General features: G+C 71.6%; 17 protein-coding genes. 13 read left to right on the top strand and 4 right to left on the bottom strand.

Going from position 1 to position 19034, the window contains the following annotated elements:
* Positions 1–159: 159 nt before the first annotated feature.
* From JYK17_RS17240 to JYK17_RS17210, 7 genes are all read left to right on the top strand, one after another.
* Complete coding sequence (locus JYK17_RS17240) at positions 160–1002, top strand: nitrilase-related carbon-nitrogen hydrolase (protein ID WP_108006487.1); 843 nt, start codon at positions 160–162, stop codon at positions 1000–1002.
* Positions 999–2282 carry an aspartate aminotransferase family protein gene (locus tag JYK17_RS17235; RefSeq protein WP_222810678.1) on the top strand — a complete coding sequence of 428 codons (1284 nt, stop codon included), beginning with the start codon at positions 999–1001 and terminating at the stop codon, positions 2280–2282. Before JYK17_RS17240 ends, JYK17_RS17235 begins: the two co-directional genes overlap by 4 nt.
* Before the next feature lie 27 nt (positions 2283–2309).
* The gene (locus tag JYK17_RS17230) at positions 2310–3869 is read left to right on the top strand and encodes a PucR family transcriptional regulator (RefSeq protein WP_108006483.1); all 1560 of its coding nucleotides are present in this window, start codon (positions 2310–2312) and stop codon (positions 3867–3869) included.
* 155 nt (positions 3870–4024) lie between these two features.
* Positions 4025–4867, top strand: a complete 843-nt coding sequence (locus JYK17_RS17225; protein ID WP_108006481.1) for a nitrilase-related carbon-nitrogen hydrolase — start codon at positions 4025–4027, stop codon at positions 4865–4867.
* A gap of 49 nt (positions 4868–4916) precedes the next feature.
* On the top strand, positions 4917–6320 hold the full coding sequence (hydA, locus tag JYK17_RS17220; protein ID WP_108006479.1) for a dihydropyrimidinase: 1404 nt from the start codon (positions 4917–4919) through the stop codon (positions 6318–6320).
* 10 nt (positions 6321–6330) lie between these two features.
* Positions 6331–7350: a TIGR03842 family LLM class F420-dependent oxidoreductase gene (locus JYK17_RS17215; protein WP_222810677.1), complete on the top strand. Its 1020-nt coding sequence runs from the start codon at positions 6331–6333 to the stop codon at positions 7348–7350.
* A gap of 152 nt (positions 7351–7502) precedes the next feature.
* A complete protein-coding gene (locus tag JYK17_RS17210) occupies positions 7503–9032 on the top strand; it encodes an NCS1 family nucleobase:cation symporter-1 (protein ID WP_222810676.1) in 1530 nt (509 codons plus the stop codon).
* A gap of 29 nt (positions 9033–9061) precedes the next feature.
* Here JYK17_RS17210 and JYK17_RS17205 read toward each other — a convergent pair whose 3' ends face one another.
* Both JYK17_RS17205 and JYK17_RS17200 read right to left on the bottom strand, forming a co-directional pair.
* Positions 9062–9727: a hypothetical protein gene (locus tag JYK17_RS17205; RefSeq protein ID WP_222810675.1), complete on the bottom strand. Its 666-nt coding sequence runs from the start codon at positions 9725–9727 to the stop codon at positions 9062–9064.
* A gap of 213 nt (positions 9728–9940) precedes the next feature.
* Positions 9941–10942: a carboxymuconolactone decarboxylase family protein gene (locus JYK17_RS17200; RefSeq protein ID WP_108006471.1), complete on the bottom strand. Its 1002-nt coding sequence runs from the start codon at positions 10940–10942 to the stop codon at positions 9941–9943.
* 166 nt (positions 10943–11108) lie between these two features.
* Here JYK17_RS17200 and JYK17_RS17195 point away from each other — a divergent pair, with 166 nt between their 5' ends.
* The 6 genes from JYK17_RS17195 to JYK17_RS17170 all read left to right on the top strand — a co-directional run bounded on the left by JYK17_RS17195 (position 11109) and on the right by JYK17_RS17170 (position 17799).
* On the top strand, positions 11109–12212 hold the full coding sequence (locus JYK17_RS17195; protein ID WP_108006469.1) for a sensor histidine kinase: 1104 nt from the start codon (positions 11109–11111) through the stop codon (positions 12210–12212).
* Positions 12209–12871, top strand: coding sequence for a response regulator (locus JYK17_RS17190; protein ID WP_108006467.1), 663 nt, complete (start codon positions 12209–12211; stop codon positions 12869–12871). Before JYK17_RS17195 ends, JYK17_RS17190 begins: the two co-directional genes overlap by 4 nt.
* Positions 12872–12989: 118 nt before the next feature.
* Positions 12990–14819, top strand: a complete 1830-nt coding sequence (locus JYK17_RS17185) for a gamma-glutamyltransferase family protein (RefSeq protein WP_222810674.1) — start codon at positions 12990–12992, stop codon at positions 14817–14819.
* 84 nt (positions 14820–14903) lie between these two features.
* A complete protein-coding gene (locus JYK17_RS17180; RefSeq protein ID WP_222810673.1) occupies positions 14904–15749 on the top strand; it encodes an inositol monophosphatase family protein in 846 nt (281 codons plus the stop codon).
* Between the two features lie 134 nt (positions 15750–15883).
* A complete protein-coding gene (locus JYK17_RS17175; RefSeq protein ID WP_108006461.1) occupies positions 15884–17293 on the top strand; it encodes a phytoene desaturase family protein in 1410 nt (469 codons plus the stop codon).
* The gene (locus tag JYK17_RS17170; RefSeq protein ID WP_222810672.1) at positions 17290–17799 is read left to right on the top strand and encodes an O-acetyl-ADP-ribose deacetylase; all 510 of its coding nucleotides are present in this window, start codon (positions 17290–17292) and stop codon (positions 17797–17799) included. The genes JYK17_RS17175 and JYK17_RS17170 overlap by 4 nt, the downstream gene beginning before the upstream one ends.
* A 12-nt stretch (positions 17800–17811) precedes the next feature.
* Here JYK17_RS17170 and JYK17_RS17165 read toward each other — a convergent pair whose 3' ends face one another.
* Both JYK17_RS17165 and JYK17_RS17160 read right to left on the bottom strand, forming a co-directional pair.
* A complete protein-coding gene (locus tag JYK17_RS17165; RefSeq protein WP_222810671.1) occupies positions 17812–18468 on the bottom strand; it encodes a hypothetical protein in 657 nt (218 codons plus the stop codon).
* Positions 18458–18973, bottom strand: coding sequence for a SigE family RNA polymerase sigma factor (locus tag JYK17_RS17160; RefSeq protein ID WP_128801529.1), 516 nt, complete (start codon positions 18971–18973; stop codon positions 18458–18460). The genes JYK17_RS17165 and JYK17_RS17160 overlap by 11 nt, the downstream gene beginning before the upstream one ends.
* Positions 18974–19034: the final 61 nt, after the last annotated feature.

The raw sequence follows: 19034 nt of genomic DNA, 5'->3' as shown, positions 1-19034 counted from the left end.
CACCGGCCGCGACGCTCACCCACAGGAGTGCGAAACATGATCGAGTCCGCGGGTTGACGGCGATGGTCTTGGCAAGGCCCTCCCGGAGGCTTACGTTCATCCCTCTACGGCCTCATCTACGGGCGTAGAGGCTCTGACGACCCGCCGAAGGAGCAGCTCATGGCCAACGTTGTACGTGCCGCTCTGGTCCAGGCCACCTGGACCGGCGACACCGAGTCCATGGTCGCGAAACACGAGGAGCACGCCCGCGAGGCGGCCCGGCAGGGTGCGAAGATCATCGGATTCCAGGAGGTCTTCAACAGCCCCTACTTCTGTCAGGTCCAGGAACCCGAGCACTACCGCTGGGCGGAGCCGGTGCCCGACGGGCCCACCGTGAGCCGGATGCAGGAACTCGCCCGCGAGACCCGCATGGTGATCGTCGTGCCGGTCTTCGAGGTCGAGCAGTCCGGCTTCTACTACAACACCGCGGCCGTGATCGACGCCGACGGCACCTTCCTCGGCAAGTACCGCAAGCACCACATCCCGCAGGTCAAGGGCTTCTGGGAGAAGTACTACTTCAAGCCCGGCAACGTCGGCTGGCCGGTCTTCGACACCGCCGTCGGCAAGGTCGGCGTCTACATCTGCTACGACCGCCACTTCCCCGAGGGCTGGCGGCAACTCGGCCTGGGCGGAGCCCAGTTGGTGTACAACCCGTCGGCCACCCACCGCGGTCTGTCCTCCTACCTCTGGAAGCTGGAACAGCCGGCCGCGGCCGTCGCCAACGAGTACTTCATCGCCGCGATCAACCGCGTCGGCCAGGAGGAGTACGGGGACAACGACTTCTACGGCACGTCCTACTTCGTCGACCCGCGCGGACAGTTCGTCGGCGAGACCGCCAGCGACAGCAAGGAGGAACTCGTGGTCCGCGACCTCGACTTCGACGTGATCGAGGAGGTCAGGCAGCAGTGGGCGTTCTACCGCGACCGCCGGCCCGACGCCTACGAGGGGCTGGTGCAGCCGTGAGCGACCTGTACGCACGCCACCGTTCGGTCCTGCCCGACTGGCTCGCCCTCTACTACGAGGACCCGCTGGAGATCACGCACGGCGAGGGCCGGCACGTCTGGGACGCGGACGGCAACAAGTACCTCGACTTCTTCGGCGGCATCCTGACGACCATGACGGCGCACGCGCTGCCCGAGGTCACCAAGGCGATGACCAAGCAGGCCGGGCGGATCCTGCACTCGTCGACGCTCTACCTCAACCGCCCGATGGTCGAACTCGCCGAGCGCATCGCCCAGTTGAGCGGCATCCCGGACGCCCGTGTCTTCTTCACCACCTCCGGCACCGAGGCCAATGACACCGCCCTGCTGCTCGCCACGGCCTACCGGCGCAGCAACACCCTGCTGGCGATGCGCAACAGCTACCACGGCCGCTCCTTCAGCGCGGTCGGCATCACCGGCAACCGCGGCTGGTCCCCGACCTCGCTGTCCCCGCTGCAGACCCTCTACGTCCACGGCGGCGTCCGCACCCGCGGCCCGTACGCCTCCCTCGGCGACGAGGAGTTCATCGCCGCCTGCGTCGAGGACCTGAAGGACCTGCTCGGGCACACCCGCGCGCCCGCGGCCCTGATCGCCGAGCCGATCCAGGGCGTCGGCGGCTTCACCTCGCCGCCCGACGGCCTCTACGCCGCTTTCCGCGAAGTGCTCGCCGAGCGCGGCATCCTGTGGATCGCCGACGAGGTGCAGACCGGATGGGGCCGCACCGGCGACCACTTCTGGGGCTGGCAGGCGCACGGGCAGAACGGTCCGCCGGACCTGCTCACCTTCGCCAAGGGCATCGGCAACGGCAGCTCCATCGGCGGGGTCGTCGCCCGCGCCGAGATCATGAACTGCCTGGACTCCAACAGCATTTCGACGTTCGGCGGCACCCAGATCACCATGGCGGCGGGCCTCGCCAACCTCGCCTATCTGCTGGAGCACGACCTCCAGGGCAACGCCCGGCGCGTCGGCGGGCTGCTCATCGAGCGGCTGCGGGCCGTCGCCGCGCAGGTCCCGCATGTACGGGAGGTGCGCGGCCGGGGGCTGATGGTCGGCGTCGAGCTGGTGAAACCGGGGACCGACGAGGCCGATCCGGACGCGGCGAGCGCCGTCCTGGAGGCCACCCGCGCCGAGGGGCTGCTCATCGGCAAGGGCGGCGGCCACAACACCAGCGCCCTGCGCATCGCCCCGCCGCTGTCGCTGACGGTCGCGGAGGCCGAGGAGGGCGCCGCGATCCTGGAGCGCGCTCTGAGGAGCCTGTCGTAGCAGTGCACTGAGCAAGGGAAGCCGGCCATGACCACCACCTTCGGGACCCTCGAACCCGCCCTGTCGGTGCGCCAGGTGCTGACCCTGGAGCGCGTGCTCGCCGGGGAGCCCGAGGTGGTGGCGGGCGCGGGCCAGCTCGACCGTCCGGTGCGCTGGGTGCATGTCGCCGAGGCGCCCGACGTGGGCGTGATGCTCACCGGCGGCGAGATGGTGCTCACCACCGGCGTGCTGCTGGCAGGCGACGAGGAGAAGCAGGCCGAGTACATCCGCTCGCTGCACCGCGCGGAGGCGGCGGCCGTCGTGCTCGGCCTCGGCCGGGCCTTTCCGGCCGCGCCGGAGGTGATGCGCCGGGCCGCCGAGCGGTGCGGGCTGCCCATGGTGGTCCTCCACCGGCCCTTCCCCTTCGCGGAGTTGACGGAGGAGGTGCAGGCCCGGCTGGTGCGGCGCAAGTTCGCCGCCGTCAGCCTCTCGGAGTCCGTACGCACCGCCCTGACCGGACTCATCACCGCGGGCGCCCCGCTGCAGCGGCTGCTCGACGAGGTCGCCCAGCACAGCGCCTGTCCGGTCGTCGTCACCAACCTCGCCCATCGCGTCCTCGCCACGGCGGGGGAGCGGCCCGCCGTCGACGACGTGCTGCGCGACTGGGAGCGCATCGCCCGGCAGGCCGGCGGCAGCGAGGGCGACGGCTGGATCCGCGCCGAGCTCGGCGGGCGCGGTGAGCGCTGGGGCGAGATCATGCTGTGCGGCTACCGCGGCGACACCGCCACCGGGCGGGTCCTCGCCGACCGGGCCGCCGAGGCCCTCGTGCTGCACCGCATGCTCGGCGGCACCTCGGCCCACACCTGGGAGGAGCAGTCGGCGCAGAGCCTGCTGACCGACCTGGTCAGCGGGGTCGTACCGGCCCGTCAGCTGCTGCCACGCGCGCGTGCCGCGGGCCTGCCGGTCAACCGGCGCACCTTCGTGCCACTGGTCGTGCACGACGGCGATGCGGCTCAACTGGAGCGCGTCCTGCGCCTGGTGGGCCTGTCCGGTCTCGTCGCCGAACTCGCCGACGGCGCCACCGCCGTACTTCTGAGCCTGGCCCGGGACCAGAACGCCTCGGTGCTCGTGGCGAACTTCGCGGCCCGGCTGCGCTCGGAGGCCGCCCGGACGGTCGTGGCCGCCGCCGATCCGCGCACCGCCTGGGACGACGTGCCGACGGGACTGCGCGAGGCACAGCACGTCGCGGAGGCGGTCGCGGACTCCTCGGCCGCCCTCGACCTCCCGGCCGTCGTACGCCTGCGGGACGTCCATCTGCGGGGCCTGATACGGCTGTTGCGGGACGATCCGCAGGTGCAGTCCTTTGCGGAACGGGAGTTGGACGGGCTGCTGTGCCCGGACGGCGACGACCTGCTGTCCGTGCTGCGCACCTATCTCGCCACCGGCCGCAACAAGTCCCGCACCGCCCAGCTCCACCACGTCTCCCGGCCCGCGCTCTACCGCCGGCTGGAAGCCATACAGGGCCGGCTCGGCGTCGATCTCGACGACTTCGAACAGGCCGCATCGGTGCACATCGCGCTCCTCGCGCATGACGCGCAACAGAGCTGAAACACATCACTACCTGGGGAAACGGCGGTGAGACATGGACCTTCGAGAGGGTGACACCGTGACACGCCGCCGGGTGACATGCGTGACACCGTGCAACTCAAAGACGACTTCCGGACTTCCTACGCTCCTCGGACACCCAGCGACCGGAGGTCCCGATGAGCCGAGTGATCCGTGCCGCCCTCTTCCAGACCGCGTGGACGGGCGACAAGGAATCGATGATCCAGGTGCACGAGCAGGCGGCCCGCGACGCGGCCGCGCAGGGTGCCCAGATCCTGTGCTTCCAGGAGCTGTTCTACGGACCGTACTTCTGCCAGGTCCAGGACAAGGCGTTCTACGAGTACGCCGAGCGCATCCCGGACGGCCCGATCGTCAAGCGCTTCCAGGCGCTGGCCGAGGAACTGCACCTCGTCCTGATCCTGCCGATGTACGAGGAGGAGCAGCCCGGCGTCCTCTACAACACGGCCGCGGTGATCGACGCGGACGGCTCGTACCTCGGCAAGTACCGCAAGCACCACATCCCCCAGGTGCAGGGATTCTGGGAGAAGTTCTACTTCCGTCCCGGCAACTCGGGCTGGCCAATCTTCGAGACGGCCGTCGGCCGCATCGGCGTCTACATCTGCTACGACCGCCACTTCCCGGAGGGCTGGCGGGCGTTGGGCCTTGGCGGCGCGGAGATCGTCTTCAACCCGTCGGCCACCTCGCGCGGACTCTCCCGCTACCTGTGGCAGTTGGAGCAGCCGGCGGCGGCCGTCGCCAACGAGTACTTCGTCGGCGCGATCAACCGCGTCGGCGTGGAGGAGCTGGGCGACAACGACTTCTACGGGACCTCGTACTTCGTGGACCCGGAGGCCCAGTTCGTCGGCGAGGTCGCCTCCGAGAAGGAGACCGAACTCGTCGTCCGCGACCTGGACCTGGCCAAGCTGCGCGAGGTGCGCGACCGCTGGCAGTTCTTCCGCGACCGCCGTCCCGACGCGTACCACCCGCTGACCGCCCCCTGACCGAACCGTTCACCCCGACCGGACCGTTCACCCTGGCAGGAGAGGGACCATGAGCAGCCGTACCGTCATCCGCGGTGGCCTCGTCATCACCGCGTCCGACGAGATCCATGCCGACGTGCTGATCGAGGACGGCCGCATCGCCGCCCTCGCCGCCTCCGGCACCCCCGCGGCCGAGGCGTTCACCGCCGAGAGCGTCATCGACGCCACCGGGAAGTACGTCATCCCCGGTGGCGTCGACGGCCATACCCACATGGAGATGCCGTTCGGCGGCACCTACGCCTCCGACACCTTCGAGACCGGCACCCGGGCCGCCGCCTGGGGCGGCACGACGACCATCGTCGACTTCGCCATCCAGACCGTCGGCCAGTCCCTGCGCGAGGGCCTGGACGCCTGGCACGCCAAGGCGGAGGGCAACTGTGCGATCGACTACGGCTTCCACATGATCGTCTCCGATGTGAGGCAGGAGACGCTCAAGGAGATGGACCTGCTGGTACAGGAGGGGGTGACCTCCTTCAAGCAGTTCATGGCCTACCCCGGCGTCTTCTACAGCGACGACGGCCAGATCCTGCGCGCCATGCAACGCGCCGCCGAGAACGGCGGACTGATCATGATGCACGCCGAGAACGGCATCGCGATCGACGTCCTCGTCGAACAGGCGCTGGCACGCGGCGAGACCGACCCCCGCTACCACGGCGAGGTCCGCAAGGCCCTGCTGGAGGCCGAGGCCACCCACCGCGCCATCAGGCTCGCGCAGGTCGCGGGCGCCCCGCTCTACGTCGTGCACGTCTCCGCCATCGAGGCGGTCGCCGAACTGGCCCGGGCGCGCGACGAGGGGCTGCCCGTCTTCGGCGAGACCTGCCCGCAGTACCTCTTCCTGTCCACCGACAACCTCGCCGAACCCGACTTCGAGGGCGCCAAGTACGTGTGCAGCACACCGCTGCGGCCCAAGGAGCACCAGGCCGCCCTGTGGCGGGGGCTGCGCACCAACGACCTCCAGGTAGTCTCCACCGACCACTGCCCCTTCTGCTTCGTGGGCCAGAAGGAACTCGGCCGGGGCGACTTCTCCAAGATCCCCAACGGTATGCCGGGCGTCGAGAACCGCATGGACCTGCTCCACCAGGCCGTCGTCGAGGGGCACATCAGCCGCCGCCGCTGGATCGAGATCGCCTGCGCCACCCCGGCCCGCATGTTCGGCATGTACCCGAAGAAGGGCACCATCGCGCCGGGCGCCGACGCCGACGTGGTCGTCTACGACCCGCAGGCCGAGCAGGTCATCTCCGCCGAGACGCACCACATGAACGTCGACTACTCGGCGTACGAGGGCAGGCGCACGACCGGCCGGGTCGAGACGGTCCTCTCGCGCGGCGAGGTCGTCATCAACGAGCGGGAGTACACCGGACGCGCCGGTCACGGCGTCTACACCCCGCGCTCCACCTGTCAGTACCTCAACTAGGAGTGGCGCCATGGACTTCGGACTCGTCCTGCAGACCGACCCGCCCGCCTCCAGGGTCGTCAGCCTGATGAAGCGCGCCGAGCGCAACGGCTTCACCCACGGCTGGACCTTCGACTCCGCCGTGCTGTGGCAGGAGCCGTTCGTGATCTACAGTCAGATCCTCGCGAACACCGAGAAGTTGAGCGTGGGGCCGATGGTCACCAACCCCGGCACCCGCACCTGGGAGGTCACCGCCTCCACCTTCGCCACCCTCAACGACATGTTCGGCAACCGCACCGTCTGCGGCATCGGTCGCGGCGACTCCGCGATGCGTGTCGCGGGCCGCAAGCCCAACACTCTGGCCCGCATCAGCGACGCCATGAAGGTCATCCGCTCCCTCGCCCGCGGTGACGAGGCGGACCTCGGCGGCACGGTCGTCAAATTCCCCTGGGTCAAGCCGGGCGCCCAACTGCCCGTGTGGATGGCCGCGTACGGCCCCAAGGCGCTGAAGATGACCGGCGAGGAGGCCGACGGCTTCATCCTCCAGCTGGCGGACCTGTATCTGACGCAGTACATGGTCAAGGCGGTGAAGGACGCCGCCCGCGCGGCAGGCCGCAACCCCGACGACGTCACGATCTGCGTCGCGGCCCCCGCCTACGTCACCGCGGACGACTCGCCCGAGGCGCTCGCCCACGCCCGCGAGCAGTGCCGCTGGTTCGGCGGCATGGTCGGCAACCATGTCGCCGACCTCGTCTCCAAGTACGGCGAGCACTCCGCGCAGGTCCCCGAGGAACTCACCGACTACATCAAGGCGCGCGAGGGGTACGACTACTCCCACCACGGCCGCAGCGACAACCCCGACACCCGGTTCGTCCCCGACGAGATCGTCGACCGGTTCTGCCTCATCGGCCCGGTCGAGGCACACATCGAGAAGCTGAACGCACTGCGCGAGCTGGGCGTCGACCAGTTCGCCGTCTACGACATGCACGACGCGCAGGAGGCCGTGATCGACGCCTACGGCAACAAGGTCATCCCGGCGGTCAACGCCTGAGCCCCGTCCCGCGTCCCGACAGGGCGCCCAACTCACCGTCCCCCCACCCTCGTTCTCCCCCTCCCCACCTCCCCGGGGAGGGGGTGGCGGGCCCGCCCAGCCCCGCCGACCGCACGGCCTTCCGGACCTCACCTTGATCGATTGGCCTGCTCATGACTGACACCGCTCCCTCGGCCATACCACCGACAGCCCAAGTCACCCTGGACGACGGGCGCGTGGAGATCGCTCCCGGCGCTCCCATGCCCACCGGTCCGTACGCCAACGAGGACCTGCTCCCGGTTCCCGTCGAACGGCGCACCTGGACCACGTACAACTTCTCCGCCCTGTGGGTGGGCATGGCCCACAACACGGCCTCCTGGACGCTGGCCTCCGGTCTGATCGCCGTCGGCATGGACTGGAAGCAGGCGGTGTTCACCATCGCCCTGGCCAATGTGATCGTGCTGATCCCGATGCTGCTGACCGGACACGCGGGACCGAAGTACGGCATCCCCTTCCCGGTCTTCGCCCGCGCCTCCTTCGGCGTCCGGGGCGCCAACCTCCCCGCCGTCGTACGGGCGTTGGTGGCGTGCGGCTGGTTCGGCATCCAGACCTGGATCGGCGGCGAGGCGATCTACTTCCTGGCCGGCAAGCTGATCGGCAACGGCTGGTCCGACGCCGGGAAGATCGGCGGCTACGCCTGGACCATGTGGCTGTCGTTCGTGATCTTCTGGGTGATCCAGGTCGCCATCATCTACCGGGGCATGGAGACCATCCGCCGCTTCGAGAACTGGGCGGCGCCCTTCGTCATCGTCGGCGCGCTGGTGATGCTGTGGTGGATGAGCGACAAGGCCGGCGGCTTCGGACCGCTGCTCGACCAGCCCTCCAAGCTCGGCTGGGGCGGCGAGTTCTGGAAGCTGTTCTGGCCCTCGCTCATGGGCATGATCGGCTTCTGGTCCACGCTGTCGCTGAACATCCCGGACTTCACCCGCTACGGCAAGAGCCAGAGGGCGCAGACCTGGGGACAGGCGCTGGGCCTGCCGACCACGATGACGCTCTTCGCGTTCCTGTCCGTGCTCGTCACCTCCGGCTCGCAGGCCGTGTACGGCAAGACGATCTGGGACCCGGTGCAGCTCGCGTCCCAGACCGACAACGTCTTCGGCCTGCTGTACGCGCTGGTGACCGTGCTGGTCGCGACGCTCTCGGTGAACATCGCGGCCAACCTGGTCTCGCCGTCCTTCGACTTCTCCAACGTCGCGCCCCGCAAAGTCAGTTTCCGGGCCGGCGCACTGATCACCGCGGTGCTCGCCGTACTGATCTTCCCGTGGAAGCTGTACTCCGACCCGCAGGGCTACATCTTCACCTGGCTCGGACTGGTCGGCGGTCTGCTCGGCACGGTCGCCGGCATCCTCATCGCCGACTACTGGATCCTGCGCCGCGCCAGGCTCGACCTGGTCGACCTGTACCGCGCGGGCGGCCGCTACTGGTACGCGGGCGGCTGGAACTGGCGGGCCGTACTGGCCTTCGTGGTGGGCGGCGTCCTGGCGATCGGGGGCGCGAGCTTCAAACCACTGGTCGACGGACGGCCCATCCCGGCGCTGAGGTCGCTGGCCGACTACGGCTGGGCGGTCGGCCTCGGCACCTCGATGGTGCTGTATCTCGCCCTGATGCTGCTGCGCGGCCGGGAGGCGGAGCGCACCGCCTGAGGTGTGCGCGCGGGGGCGGCCGGTGCGGCTCAGCCGGCCTGGCCGCCCTTCAGGGTGGCGACCGCCTCCTTGGCGGCCTTGATGGCGCCCTTGTTGATCTCGTCCGTGCTGGGCGCCTCCTTCGTCTCGAAGTCGCTGCCGTTGTAGGTGATGGCCACCAGCACGTTGCCCACCCGCGAGATCACCACGCCCTCGCGCGTCTGCTGCTTGTTCTCCGTGGTCAGGTTCACCACGGAGTACCCCTCGTCACCGAGTCCGGGAACCGCCCCTCCGCCACTCTTGTCCGCGATCCGCTCCTTGTACGTCGTCTGTCCCGTCTCGTCCGAGTTCATGACCTCGTAGGAGACGTCGAGCCAGCGGTAGTCGTAGCCGTGCAGCGCGTTCCAGGAGCAGGTGCGGCGCAGCTTCTCGTCGGTCGACTTGATCTCCTTGCCCGCCGTCTTGGCGCCCGGGACCAGCGACTTGAGCGTCGCCGTGGACACGCTGCCGCAGGGCGAGGGCGCGGAGGAGTACGACTTGGACCGGGCCGTCGTGGCAGGGGCGGTGGCCGACTGGGTGCCGGTCTTCGGCGTCTCCTTGTGCTCGGCGGCCGGCGTCGCGGCGGGGCCGGACGACAGCGCCCAGCCGGCCGCCGCCAGCACGACGACCGGGGACAGACGCGCGGTCAGGGCGAGCGGCAGAGGGAAATCGCGCACGGCACACTTTTCGGTGGGGGACGGTGTGCGGACGTGGTCCGCACTGCGGACGGGGGCGCCAGTTTCACATGAGTCTCTGTGAGACGGAAGTGTCAACTCGCTCCGTGGCCGCGTGGTTACCGCTCGGTCACCGTCGGAGTGTCCCGCACCGGCCGGTCCGCGCCGGCGAGCAGGGCGTCGCAGCGGTGCCGGTGGGGGGTCCGGTGGAAGCGGTCATGACCCCTCCCGGGCGGCGTGCAGGGTGAAGGAGCTCTCGATGCGGTCCACGGCGGCGAAGGCGCCGAAGGCGACGAGCCGGACCAGGCAGCGGTCGGTGTGTTCCGGACGCCGCCAGGCGCTCACGTCCTCCGGCGTGATGCGGTACGGCGCGAGCGCCGCGAGCAGGGCCAGCCGCGCGCCGGGCCGCTCACCGCGCTCCGGGAGCCCGGGCCAGGACAGCGCCGGATGCGATCCGTCCCAGTCCCACAGGGCCTCTCGTACGACGGCCTGCTCGTCCGCGTCGAGCAGGTCCGCGCCCGCCGCGGTCGCCGCGCGGAGCGCCGCGTAGGCCGGTCCGACGGTGGTGCCTGCCGCCCACGCGGGTCCCGCGGCCTGCTCGTCGAGCAGGGGCAGGGCGGCGCCGGGCACCGCCGTACGGCGCACGGTCCGGGTCATCGAGCGGCCCGCGAGGCTGCGCACCGGGCGCCAGCGCTGGACGTTGCCCGGCAGCAACTGCTCGGTGAGCAGCGCCGAGACGATGCGGTTGATGAAGTGGAAGGCCAGCGCGGTGCCGATGTAGGCGGGGGCGTGCTCCGGCGGGAAGGGGTACGGCATCAGACCGGCGCCCGGCACGCGCGTGTGCTGTCCCCAGCTCAGCACACGCGCGTGCTCCTCGTCCTGCGGCTGCTCGCCCCGGGCCAGCCGCTCGGCGAGGGCGTGGTCGCCCGTGGCGTGCAGCAGGACGGTGTGCGCGTCCACGCAGAACGGGCACTTGTTGGCGCGCGAGACGCCGTAGGCCGCCAGCTCCTTGCCGGTGCGGCTGCCCGCGCCGGCGATCAGCGACTCACGCATCAACGCCCAGGCGGGGGCGAGGATCTCGGGCGCGGAGGAGAGCACCACGAAGGTGGACGCCCTGTCGATGCCGAAGTCGCGGGCGAGCTGTTCGTACACCTCGGCGACCCGGCCGGTGGCCGCCCTCGGCGGCAGGGGTTCGGTGAAACGGAAGGGTGTGGACATGGACAGCAGCGTGCGCCCCGGGGGCGGGTGAGGTCGTCGTACGGCCGGAGGCAGTCGGCACTGCGACCGCGGGGCGGGACGCACCGGTTTCTACTACGGGGGGAGTAGCGGCAGAGCCGTCCACAGGGCTGACGCCGTTGTCGGCGCGGCCGTTTACTGTGCGTGCATGAGCGGGTACCGAGTCTCACGCAGCCGTCTCGCCGATGTGCTCTTCGCGGTCGCCGTCGGCGCCGTCGTGCTGACCGCGGCCGCCTTCGACACCGACACCACCGCCGTCGACTACGGCCTGATCGCGCTGAGTTCGGCCGCCCTGGCCTTCCACCGCACCTCCCCGCGGGCGGTGCTCGCCGTGTCGACGGCGGGCGGCAGCGCGTACGTCCTGCACGCCCACCCGGGACCGACCGCCGCCCTGCCCGTCTTCGTCGCCGTGCTCGTGGCGGCGCGCGCGGGGCACCGGGGGTACGCGGCGGGCGCGACCATGCTGTTCCTGGCCGCGTACATCCCGACCGGGCCGACCACCCACGACGTCGTGGAGAGAAGCTCACTGCTCTCGGGCTGGTTCCTGTGCGCGGTGATCACCGGCATGGCGGACCGCAACTGGCAGGCGTATCTGCGCCAGACCGAACAGCGCGCCCTGGAGGCCGAACGCACCCGCGAGGAGGCGGCCCTGCGCCGCGCGGGCGAGGAACGGCTGCGCATCGCACGGGAGTTGCACGACTCGCTCACCCACAGCATCTCGATCGTCAAGCTCCAGGCCGGGGTCGCGGTCCACCTGGCCCGCAAGCGCGGGGAGGAGGTGCCGCCCGCGCTGCTCGCCATCCAGGACGCGAGCAGCGAGGCCATGCGCGAACTGCGCTCCACACTGGAGGTGCTGCGCAGCGACGAACCGACCGGCACGCCCGCGCTGCTCGTGGAGCGGGCCTGCGCGGCCGGCCTCGCCGCCGAACTCAAGGTGACCGGCGAGGTCAGACCCCTTCCGGCGACGCTCGACCGGGCCGTCTACCGCATCGTCCAGGAGGCGCTGACGAACGCCGCCCGGCACGCGGGCCCGGCCAAGGTGTCGGTTGAACTGGCCTATGACATCGACGCGTTGACGATATCGGTGACCGACGACGGCACGGCCGACCCGGCTCACCCCCCGAAGCCCGGCGTGGGCCTGACCGGAATGCGCGAACGCGTCACAGCCCTCGCGGGCACCCTCCACGCCGCCCCGCGCCCGCAGGGCGGTTTCGAGATACGGGCGTGTCTGCCGTTGGGGGAGGCGGGATGATCAGGGTTGCGCTCGTGGACGACCAGGCGTTGATGCGGGCGGGGTTTCGGGCCCTGCTGGATGCCGAGGACGGGATCGAGGTGGTGGGGGAGGCGCCCGACGGGGAGCAGGGGCTGGCGCTGGTGCGTGAGCAGGCGCCGGACATCGCGCTGATCGATGTGCAGATGCCGGTGATGACCGGCATCGAGGCCACCCGCCGGATCGCCGCGGACCCCACGCTCGACGCCGTGCGCGTCGTCATCCTCACCAACTACGGCCTGGACGAGTACGTCTTCGAGGCCCTGCGGGCCGGTGCGAGCGGCTTCCTCCTCAAGGACACCGAACCGTCCGACCTCCTCCAGGCCATCGAGGTGGTCGCCCGCGGCGAGGCGCTGCTCTCCCCGTCGGTCACCCGCACCCTGATCGGCGAGTTCGTCTCCCGGCCGCCGGACCGGGCCACGGCTCCCGGCCTCGACTGCCTCACCCGCCGCGAACGCGAGGTGACGGCGCTGGCCGCCCGGGGCCTGAGCAACGAGGAGATCGCCGCCCACATGGTCGTCAGCCCCTTCACGGCCAAGACCCACATCAGCCGGGCGATGACGAAGCTGGGCGCGCGCGACCGGGCCCAACTCGTCGTGTTCGCCTACGAGTCGGGCCTGGTGTCGCCGCGCCACGCCTGATCACCGGCCCGCGGGCCCGGCCAGAAGGCGGAATCTTGGTGCGCCCGCGGCTGGGTAGCCTCCCCGTGGACCCGAGCGCCGATCGGCCCGCGAAGGCGCGTCAGCAGTGAGGTGAGAGATGCCGTTCACCACCCGCCCCACCCTCCAGGGCACCTTCGGCATGGTGTCCTCCACCCACTGGCTGGCCTCGCAGTCCGCGATGGCCGTACTGGAGGACCGCGGCAACGCGTACGACGCGGCCGTGGCGGGGGCGTTCGTGCTGCACGTCGTCGAGCCGCACCTGAACGGACCGGCCGGGGAGGTGCCGATCCTGCTCGCCCCGGCGGACGGCGAGGTACGGGTGCTGTGCGGCCAGGGCGTGGCTCCGGCCGGCGCCACGGTCGCCCACTACCGCTCGCTCGGGCTGGACCTCGTCCCGGGCACCGGACCCCTCGCCGCCGCCGTGCCCGGCGCCTTCGACGCCTGGATGGTCCTGCTGCGCGACCACGGCACCAAACCCCTCGCCGACATCCTCAAGTACGCCGTCGGATACGCCGAACACGGGCACGCGCCCGTGGAGAACGTCGGCGCGACCGTCGAGACCGTACGGGAGCTCTTCGAGACGGAGTGGACCTCGTCGGCGGACGTCTATCTGCCGGGCGGAAAGGCCCCGAGGCCCGGTGAGCTCCTGTGCAACCCGGCCCTCGCCGCCACCTGGAAGCGGCTGCTCGCCGAGGTCGCCGGGGCCGGGGACCGCGTCGCGCAGATCGAGGCCGCCCGCGAGGTGTGGCGCTCCGGGTTCATCGCCGAGGCCCTCGTACGGCAGGCGCAGCGGCCCACCATGGACACCAGCGGCGAACGCCACAGCGGCACGCTCACCGCCGCCGACCTGGCCGGCTGGTCCGCGACCTACGAGGCCCCGGCGACGTACGACTGGAACGGCTGGACGGTGTGCAAGGCCGGCCCCTGGAGCCAGGGCCCGGCCTTCCTCCAGCAGCTCGCCCTGCTCCCGCCCGAACTGCCCGCCTACGGTTCCGCCGACTACGTCCATCTGCTGATCGAGGGCTGCAAGCTCGCCATGGCCGACCGGGAGGCCTGGTACGGCGACGCGGCCGCGGTCCCGCTGAGCGACCTGCTGTCCCCGCACTACAACGCGGCCCGGCGCCATCTCGTCGGCGCCAAGGCCTCGTACGACCTGCGCCCCGGCGGCCCCGGCGGGCGCACCCCGCGGCTCAGCGCGCACGCGCACACGGTCGTCGGAGACGAGCCCGGGTTCAGCCCGATGGGCGTCGGCGAGCCGACCGTGGCGAAGCCGACGGTCTCACCCGTGCCGGGCGAGCCCCCGGTCGCCGCGGACGGCACCACCCGCGGCGACACCTGCCACCTCGACGTCGTCGACCGCTGGGGCAACATGGTCGCCGCCACCCCCAGCGGCGGCTGGCTGCAGTCCAACCCGGTCGTGCCCGAACTGGGCTTCCCGCTCGGCACCCGGCTGCAGATGACCTGGCTGGAGGAGGGCCTGCCGAACGCGCTGACGCCCGGCCGCCGGCCCCGCACCACGCTCACGCCCTCGATCGCCCTGCGCGACGGCGTCCCGGTGATGGCGTTCGGCACCCCCGGCGGCGACCAGCAGGACCAGTGGCAGCTGCACTTCTTCCTCGCCGTCGCCCTGCGCGCACAGGTCCGCGGCGGCCTCGACCTCCAGGGCGCGATCGACGCCCCGAACTGGCACAACGACAGCTTCCCCGGCTCCTTCTACCCGCGCGGCATGAGGCCGGGGAGCGTGACGGTCGAGTCCCGCATGGACCCCGAGGTCGTCGAGGAGCTGCGGCGCCGGGGCCACGACGTGACGGTGGGCGATGCCTGGTCGGAGGGGCGGCTGTGCGCGGTCGCCCGGGACCCGGAGACCGGCGTCCTGTCGGCGGCCGCCAACCCGCGGGGCATGCAGGGGTACGCGGTCGGCCGCTGAGCGCGCACCGCGAGTTCACGCGGATTCCACCCGGCGTCCACCGGCCCGGCGGGGATTGTCAGTGGCGCGTGCTCTCATGGAGACATGATCGAGAACAAGGAAACCATCGACGAGTTTCTCGCCCACCGCTCGGCCGACGTGGAGGAGGCGGTCCGCAAGGCCGCCGCGGCCGAGATCATGCCCCGCTTCCGCCGCCTGGCCGACCACGAGGTCGACCAGAAGAGCGGACCGCACGACCTGGTCACCGACGCCGACCGGCTCACCGAGCGCTATCTCACCGAGGTCCTCGGCGCCCTCCTGCCCGGTTCCGTCGTCGTCGGCGAGGAGGCGGTGCACGCCGACCCGGCGACCTACGGCGCGATATGCGAGGACGCGCCGGTGTGGATCGTCGACCCGGTCGACGGGACCCGCCAGTTCGTGCACGGAGACCCCGGCTTCTGCACGCTGATCGCGCTCGCCCACCGCGGTGCCCTGCTCGCCTCGTGGACCTATGCCCCGGCCACGGACCGACTCGCCACGGCGGTAAGGGGCCAGGGCGCCTTCCTCGACGGCGAGCGGCTGTACGCCGGACCGCCCGCGCCCGGCCGCGACCTCGAAGTGGCCACCTCCCACCCGGACTACACGACCGAGAAGGAGAAGCGGGCCCTGCTCGGCCTGCGCACCGAGGGCGTCGCACCGCGTCCCTGCGGCTCGGCCGGCCTGGAGTATCTGGCCGTCGCCCGCGGCCGGTTGGACGCCGTCGCCTTCAGCTGGGAGGCGAGCTGGGACCACGCCGCCGGCATCCTGCTGGTCGAGGAGGCGGGCGGCACGCATCTGACCCTCACCGGGGAGCCGTTCCGCATCACGGGCGGCAACGCCCTTCCGTTCACGGCCGCTCGCGACGAGGCGACGGCCCGGCGGGTGAGCGCCCTGCTGTCGGACGGGGCGTGATCCCGGCACCGGTTCAGGAGTGATCCGGACAACTGTTCAGCAGTGAACCACCCGCCGCCCAGGACGGCCGGTTGCCCGGCATATCCTGATCCTCAGTGGCCATCGGCTGACGAAGGGGTCCGAAGGTGCCGTCGATGCTCGATGCAGTCGTGGTGGGAGCGGGGCCGAACGGACTGACGGCCGCCGTGGAGCTGGCCCGCCGGGGCTTCTCCGTGGCCGTGTTCGAGGCCCGTGACACCGTCGGCGGGGGAGCCCGCACCGAGGAGCTCACCCTCCCCGGCTTCCGGCACGACCCGTGCTCCGCGGCCCACCCGCTGGGCATCAACTCCCCGGCGTTCCGCGCCCTGCCCCTGGAGCGGTACGGCCTCGAATGGCTGCACCCCCGGCTGCCCATGGCGCATCCGTTCACCGACGGCACCGCCGCCGTGCTGTCCCGTTCGGTGGCCGAGACGGCGGCCTCGTTCGGACCGAGGGACGCCGGTGCGTACCGCAGGCTGGTCGAGCCGTTCCTGCCCAAGTGGGACACCCTGGTGCGGGACTTCATGTCCCTGCCGGGCACGGCGCTCCCGCGCGACCCGGTCACCCTCGCCCGCTTCGGGCTGGTCGGACTGCCCCCCTCGGCATGGCTGACCCGCCGCTTCCACGACGAGCCGGCCAAGACCCTGTTCGCCGGTCTCGTCGCGCATGTGATGGCGCCCCTGACCGGCCTCGCCACCGGCGCCATCGGCCTGGTCTTCGCCCTCGCCGCGCACGCCCGCGGCTGGCCCGTGGCCCGCGGCGGCTCCCAGTCCATCTCGGACGCGCTCACCGCGTACCTCAAGGACCTGGGCGGCCTGGTCCACACGGACTACGAGGTCAAGCGCCTCGACGACCTGCCGCCCGCCCGCGCGTACGTCTTCGACACCTCGCCCACCGCCCTGGCCCGCATCGCCGGCCTCGGCAACTACTACGAGGGCTACCGCTACGGCCCGGGCATCTTCAAGATCGACTACGCCCTGGACGGCCCGGTCCCGTGGACCGCCGAGGAGGCGCGCGGCGCCGGGACCGTGCAGATCGGTGCCGACAGCGCGGAGATCGGCACCGCCCTGCACGAGGCCTCCCGCGCGGGCCGGGCGCCCGAGCGGCCGTTCATGATCACGGTCCAGCCCGGCGTCGTCGACCCCTCCCGCGCACCCGACGGCAAGCACGTCTTCTGGGCCTACGGCCATGTGCCGAGCGGCTGGACCGGAGACCTCACGGACGCGATGGAGCGCCAACTGGAGCGCTTCGCACCGGGGTTCCGCGACCGCGTCATCGCCCGCGCGACCGCGGGCCCGCCCGAGATCGCTGCCCGCAACCACAACTACATCGGCGGGGACATCGCCTCCGGCGCCGTCTCCGGGCTCCAGGTCCTGCTGCGCCCCAAGCTCACCCTCTCCCCGTACAGCACCCCGCACCCCGCGGTCTTCCTCTGCTCGTCGGCCACTCCACCGGGACCCGGGGTACACGGAATGTCCGGGCACAACGCGGCGAAGGCCGTCTGGAGGAGGCTGAGGCAGACATGACCACCATCACGCTCGTCCAGGGCGACATCACGCGCGAGAGCGTCGACGCGGTCGTCAACGCGGCCAACTCCTCACTCCTCGGCGGCGGAGGAGTGGACGGCGCGATCCACCGCCGGGGCGGCCCGGCCATCCTCGACGAGTGCCGCACACTCCGCGCCTCCCACTACGGCAAGGGCCTGCCTACCGGCCAGGCGGTCGCCACCACCGCGGGCGACCTGGACGCGCGCTGGGTGATCCACACCGTGGGCCCGGTCTGGTCGGCGAGCGAGGACCGCTCCCAGCTGCTGGCCTCCTGCTACCGCGAGTCCCTGCGCGTCGCCGACGAGCTCGGCGCCCGTACGGTCGCCTTCCCCGCCGTCTCCACCGGCATCTACGGCTGGCCGATCGACGACGGCGCCCGCATCGCGGTGGAGACGGTCCGCGCCGCGGACACGGCGGTCGAGGAGGTCCGCTTCGTGCTCTTCGACGAGCGGGCGTACGAGGCGTTCGCGAAGCGCGTCGGCTGAAGAGGCCGGTGCTCAGCGGGCCGCCGGATCCTCGGTGACGGCCAGCGTGTCGCCGATGTGGGCCCGGGCGTAGAACCAGGCGGCGTCCTCGGCGCCGAGGCCGATCCAGTCGCTCTTGGCCGCGTATTCGCTCAGGGCCTTGAGTTTCGGGGTGAAGACGCCGATGTAGTACGGCCGGTCCTGCCGGTCGCGCAGCTCGACCACATACGGAACGCGCACCTCGACCGGGTTCTTCGAACGCAGTACGAAGGTCAGGTCCCGCGGGTTGTGCTTCGCGACCACCCTCATCGGGCCCGTGGAGGCGAGCGGACGGCCCCACTGCGCGAGGACCGGCAGCACTCGGCGGCCGCACGTCAGGCCGTGCCGGGACAGGTCGAGCGTACCGACGACAGGCGTCGCGGCACTCGGGGAGGGCAGGGCGGAAACGGGGGCCGTCACGGCCGGGGGCCGGCTGCCGGGCAGGGGGTCCTGTGCCCCGGCCGGGTGCAGGTGCAGAGCGAGGCCCAGCAGGGCGAGAGCCGCGGTCCCCCCGCCCCCGAGGGCGTACGCGGTGCGACGGCGGCGTCTGCGGCGCATCGCCCGGGCCCTGATCCCGGGACCGTCGACGACCGGCCGGGTCGCCCGTGCGGCGGCCAACTCGCGCAGGGCGGTCGAGAGTTCATCGGACACGGCCGCTCTCCTTCCGGACCGGCCCGTCGGCCTCGTTCCCGCCAAGCCGCTTCGCCAGCTCCGTACGCCCTCTGGACAGCCTCGCCTTGACCGTCCCCACGGGCGCACCGGTCTCGGAGGCTACCTGCTCCACACTCAGGTCACACAGATGGTGCAGGACGATCGCCATCCGCTGCGCCTCGGGCAGGTCGCGCAGGGCGGCCACGAGCGCCGTGTACTCGGGGCCCGGCCCCGGCTGGGTCTCGGGCGGCGGAGTGCGCCGCACCAGTTCCAGCCAGCGCCTGGCGCGCCGCCAGCGGCTCACCGCCAGCCGCATGGCCACCGTGCGGATCCACGCCTCGGGGGCACTGTCCGCCAGGAACCGGTCCCGCCGGTCCCAGGCCCGTACGAACGCCTCCTGCACGACGTCCTGGGCCTCGCCGTGGTCGCCCGTGAAGGCGTAGAGCTGTCCGGTCAGCCGGGGGAACGCGGCGGCGTAGAAGGCGTCGAACTCGTCCTCGGTCATGCCCCTGCCTGAATCCGTGGCCTTTGATTGCAACCCGGCCACCTCCGTCGTGCGTACAGGT

The organism is Streptomyces plumbidurans (genome assembly GCF_019857225.1).
In the GTDB taxonomy this organism is placed as follows: Bacteria; Actinomycetota; Actinomycetes; order Streptomycetales; family Streptomycetaceae; genus Streptomyces; species Streptomyces plumbidurans.
Note: the sequence above shows the minus strand (reverse complement) of the source record. Positions and strands in the feature narration are given on the sequence as shown.

What these genes read in the sequence shown, in the direction of transcription:
- JYK17_RS17170 (WP_222810672.1), top strand. Translation starts at nt 17,290, where the DNA reads ATGACCACCATCACGCTCGTCCAGGGCGACATCACGCGCGAGAGCGTC.
- JYK17_RS17225 (WP_108006481.1), top strand. Translation starts at nt 4,025, where the DNA reads ATGAGCCGAGTGATCCGTGCCGCCCTCTTCCAGACCGCGTGGACGGGC.
- JYK17_RS17180 (WP_222810673.1), top strand. Translation starts at nt 14,904, where the DNA reads ATGATCGAGAACAAGGAAACCATCGACGAGTTTCTCGCCCACCGCTCG.
- JYK17_RS17200 (WP_108006471.1), bottom strand. Translation starts at nt 10,942, where the DNA reads ATGTCCACACCCTTCCGTTTCACCGAACCCCTGCCGCCGAGGGCGGCC.
- JYK17_RS17160 (WP_128801529.1), bottom strand. Translation starts at nt 18,973, where the DNA reads ATGACCGAGGACGAGTTCGACGCCTTCTACGCCGCCGCGTTCCCCCGG.
- JYK17_RS17185 (WP_222810674.1), top strand. Translation starts at nt 12,990, where the DNA reads ATGCCGTTCACCACCCGCCCCACCCTCCAGGGCACCTTCGGCATGGTG.
- JYK17_RS17215 (WP_222810677.1), top strand. Translation starts at nt 6,331, where the DNA reads ATGGACTTCGGACTCGTCCTGCAGACCGACCCGCCCGCCTCCAGGGTC.
- JYK17_RS17210 (WP_222810676.1), top strand. Translation starts at nt 7,503, where the DNA reads ATGACTGACACCGCTCCCTCGGCCATACCACCGACAGCCCAAGTCACC.
- JYK17_RS17175 (WP_108006461.1), top strand. Translation starts at nt 15,884, where the DNA reads ATGCTCGATGCAGTCGTGGTGGGAGCGGGGCCGAACGGACTGACGGCC.
- hydA (WP_108006479.1), top strand. Translation starts at nt 4,917, where the DNA reads ATGAGCAGCCGTACCGTCATCCGCGGTGGCCTCGTCATCACCGCGTCC.
- JYK17_RS17190 (WP_108006467.1), top strand. Translation starts at nt 12,209, where the DNA reads ATGATCAGGGTTGCGCTCGTGGACGACCAGGCGTTGATGCGGGCGGGG.
- JYK17_RS17240 (WP_108006487.1), top strand. Translation starts at nt 160, where the DNA reads ATGGCCAACGTTGTACGTGCCGCTCTGGTCCAGGCCACCTGGACCGGC.
- JYK17_RS17195 (WP_108006469.1), top strand. Translation starts at nt 11,109, where the DNA reads ATGAGCGGGTACCGAGTCTCACGCAGCCGTCTCGCCGATGTGCTCTTC.
- JYK17_RS17230 (WP_108006483.1), top strand. Translation starts at nt 2,310, where the DNA reads ATGACCACCACCTTCGGGACCCTCGAACCCGCCCTGTCGGTGCGCCAG.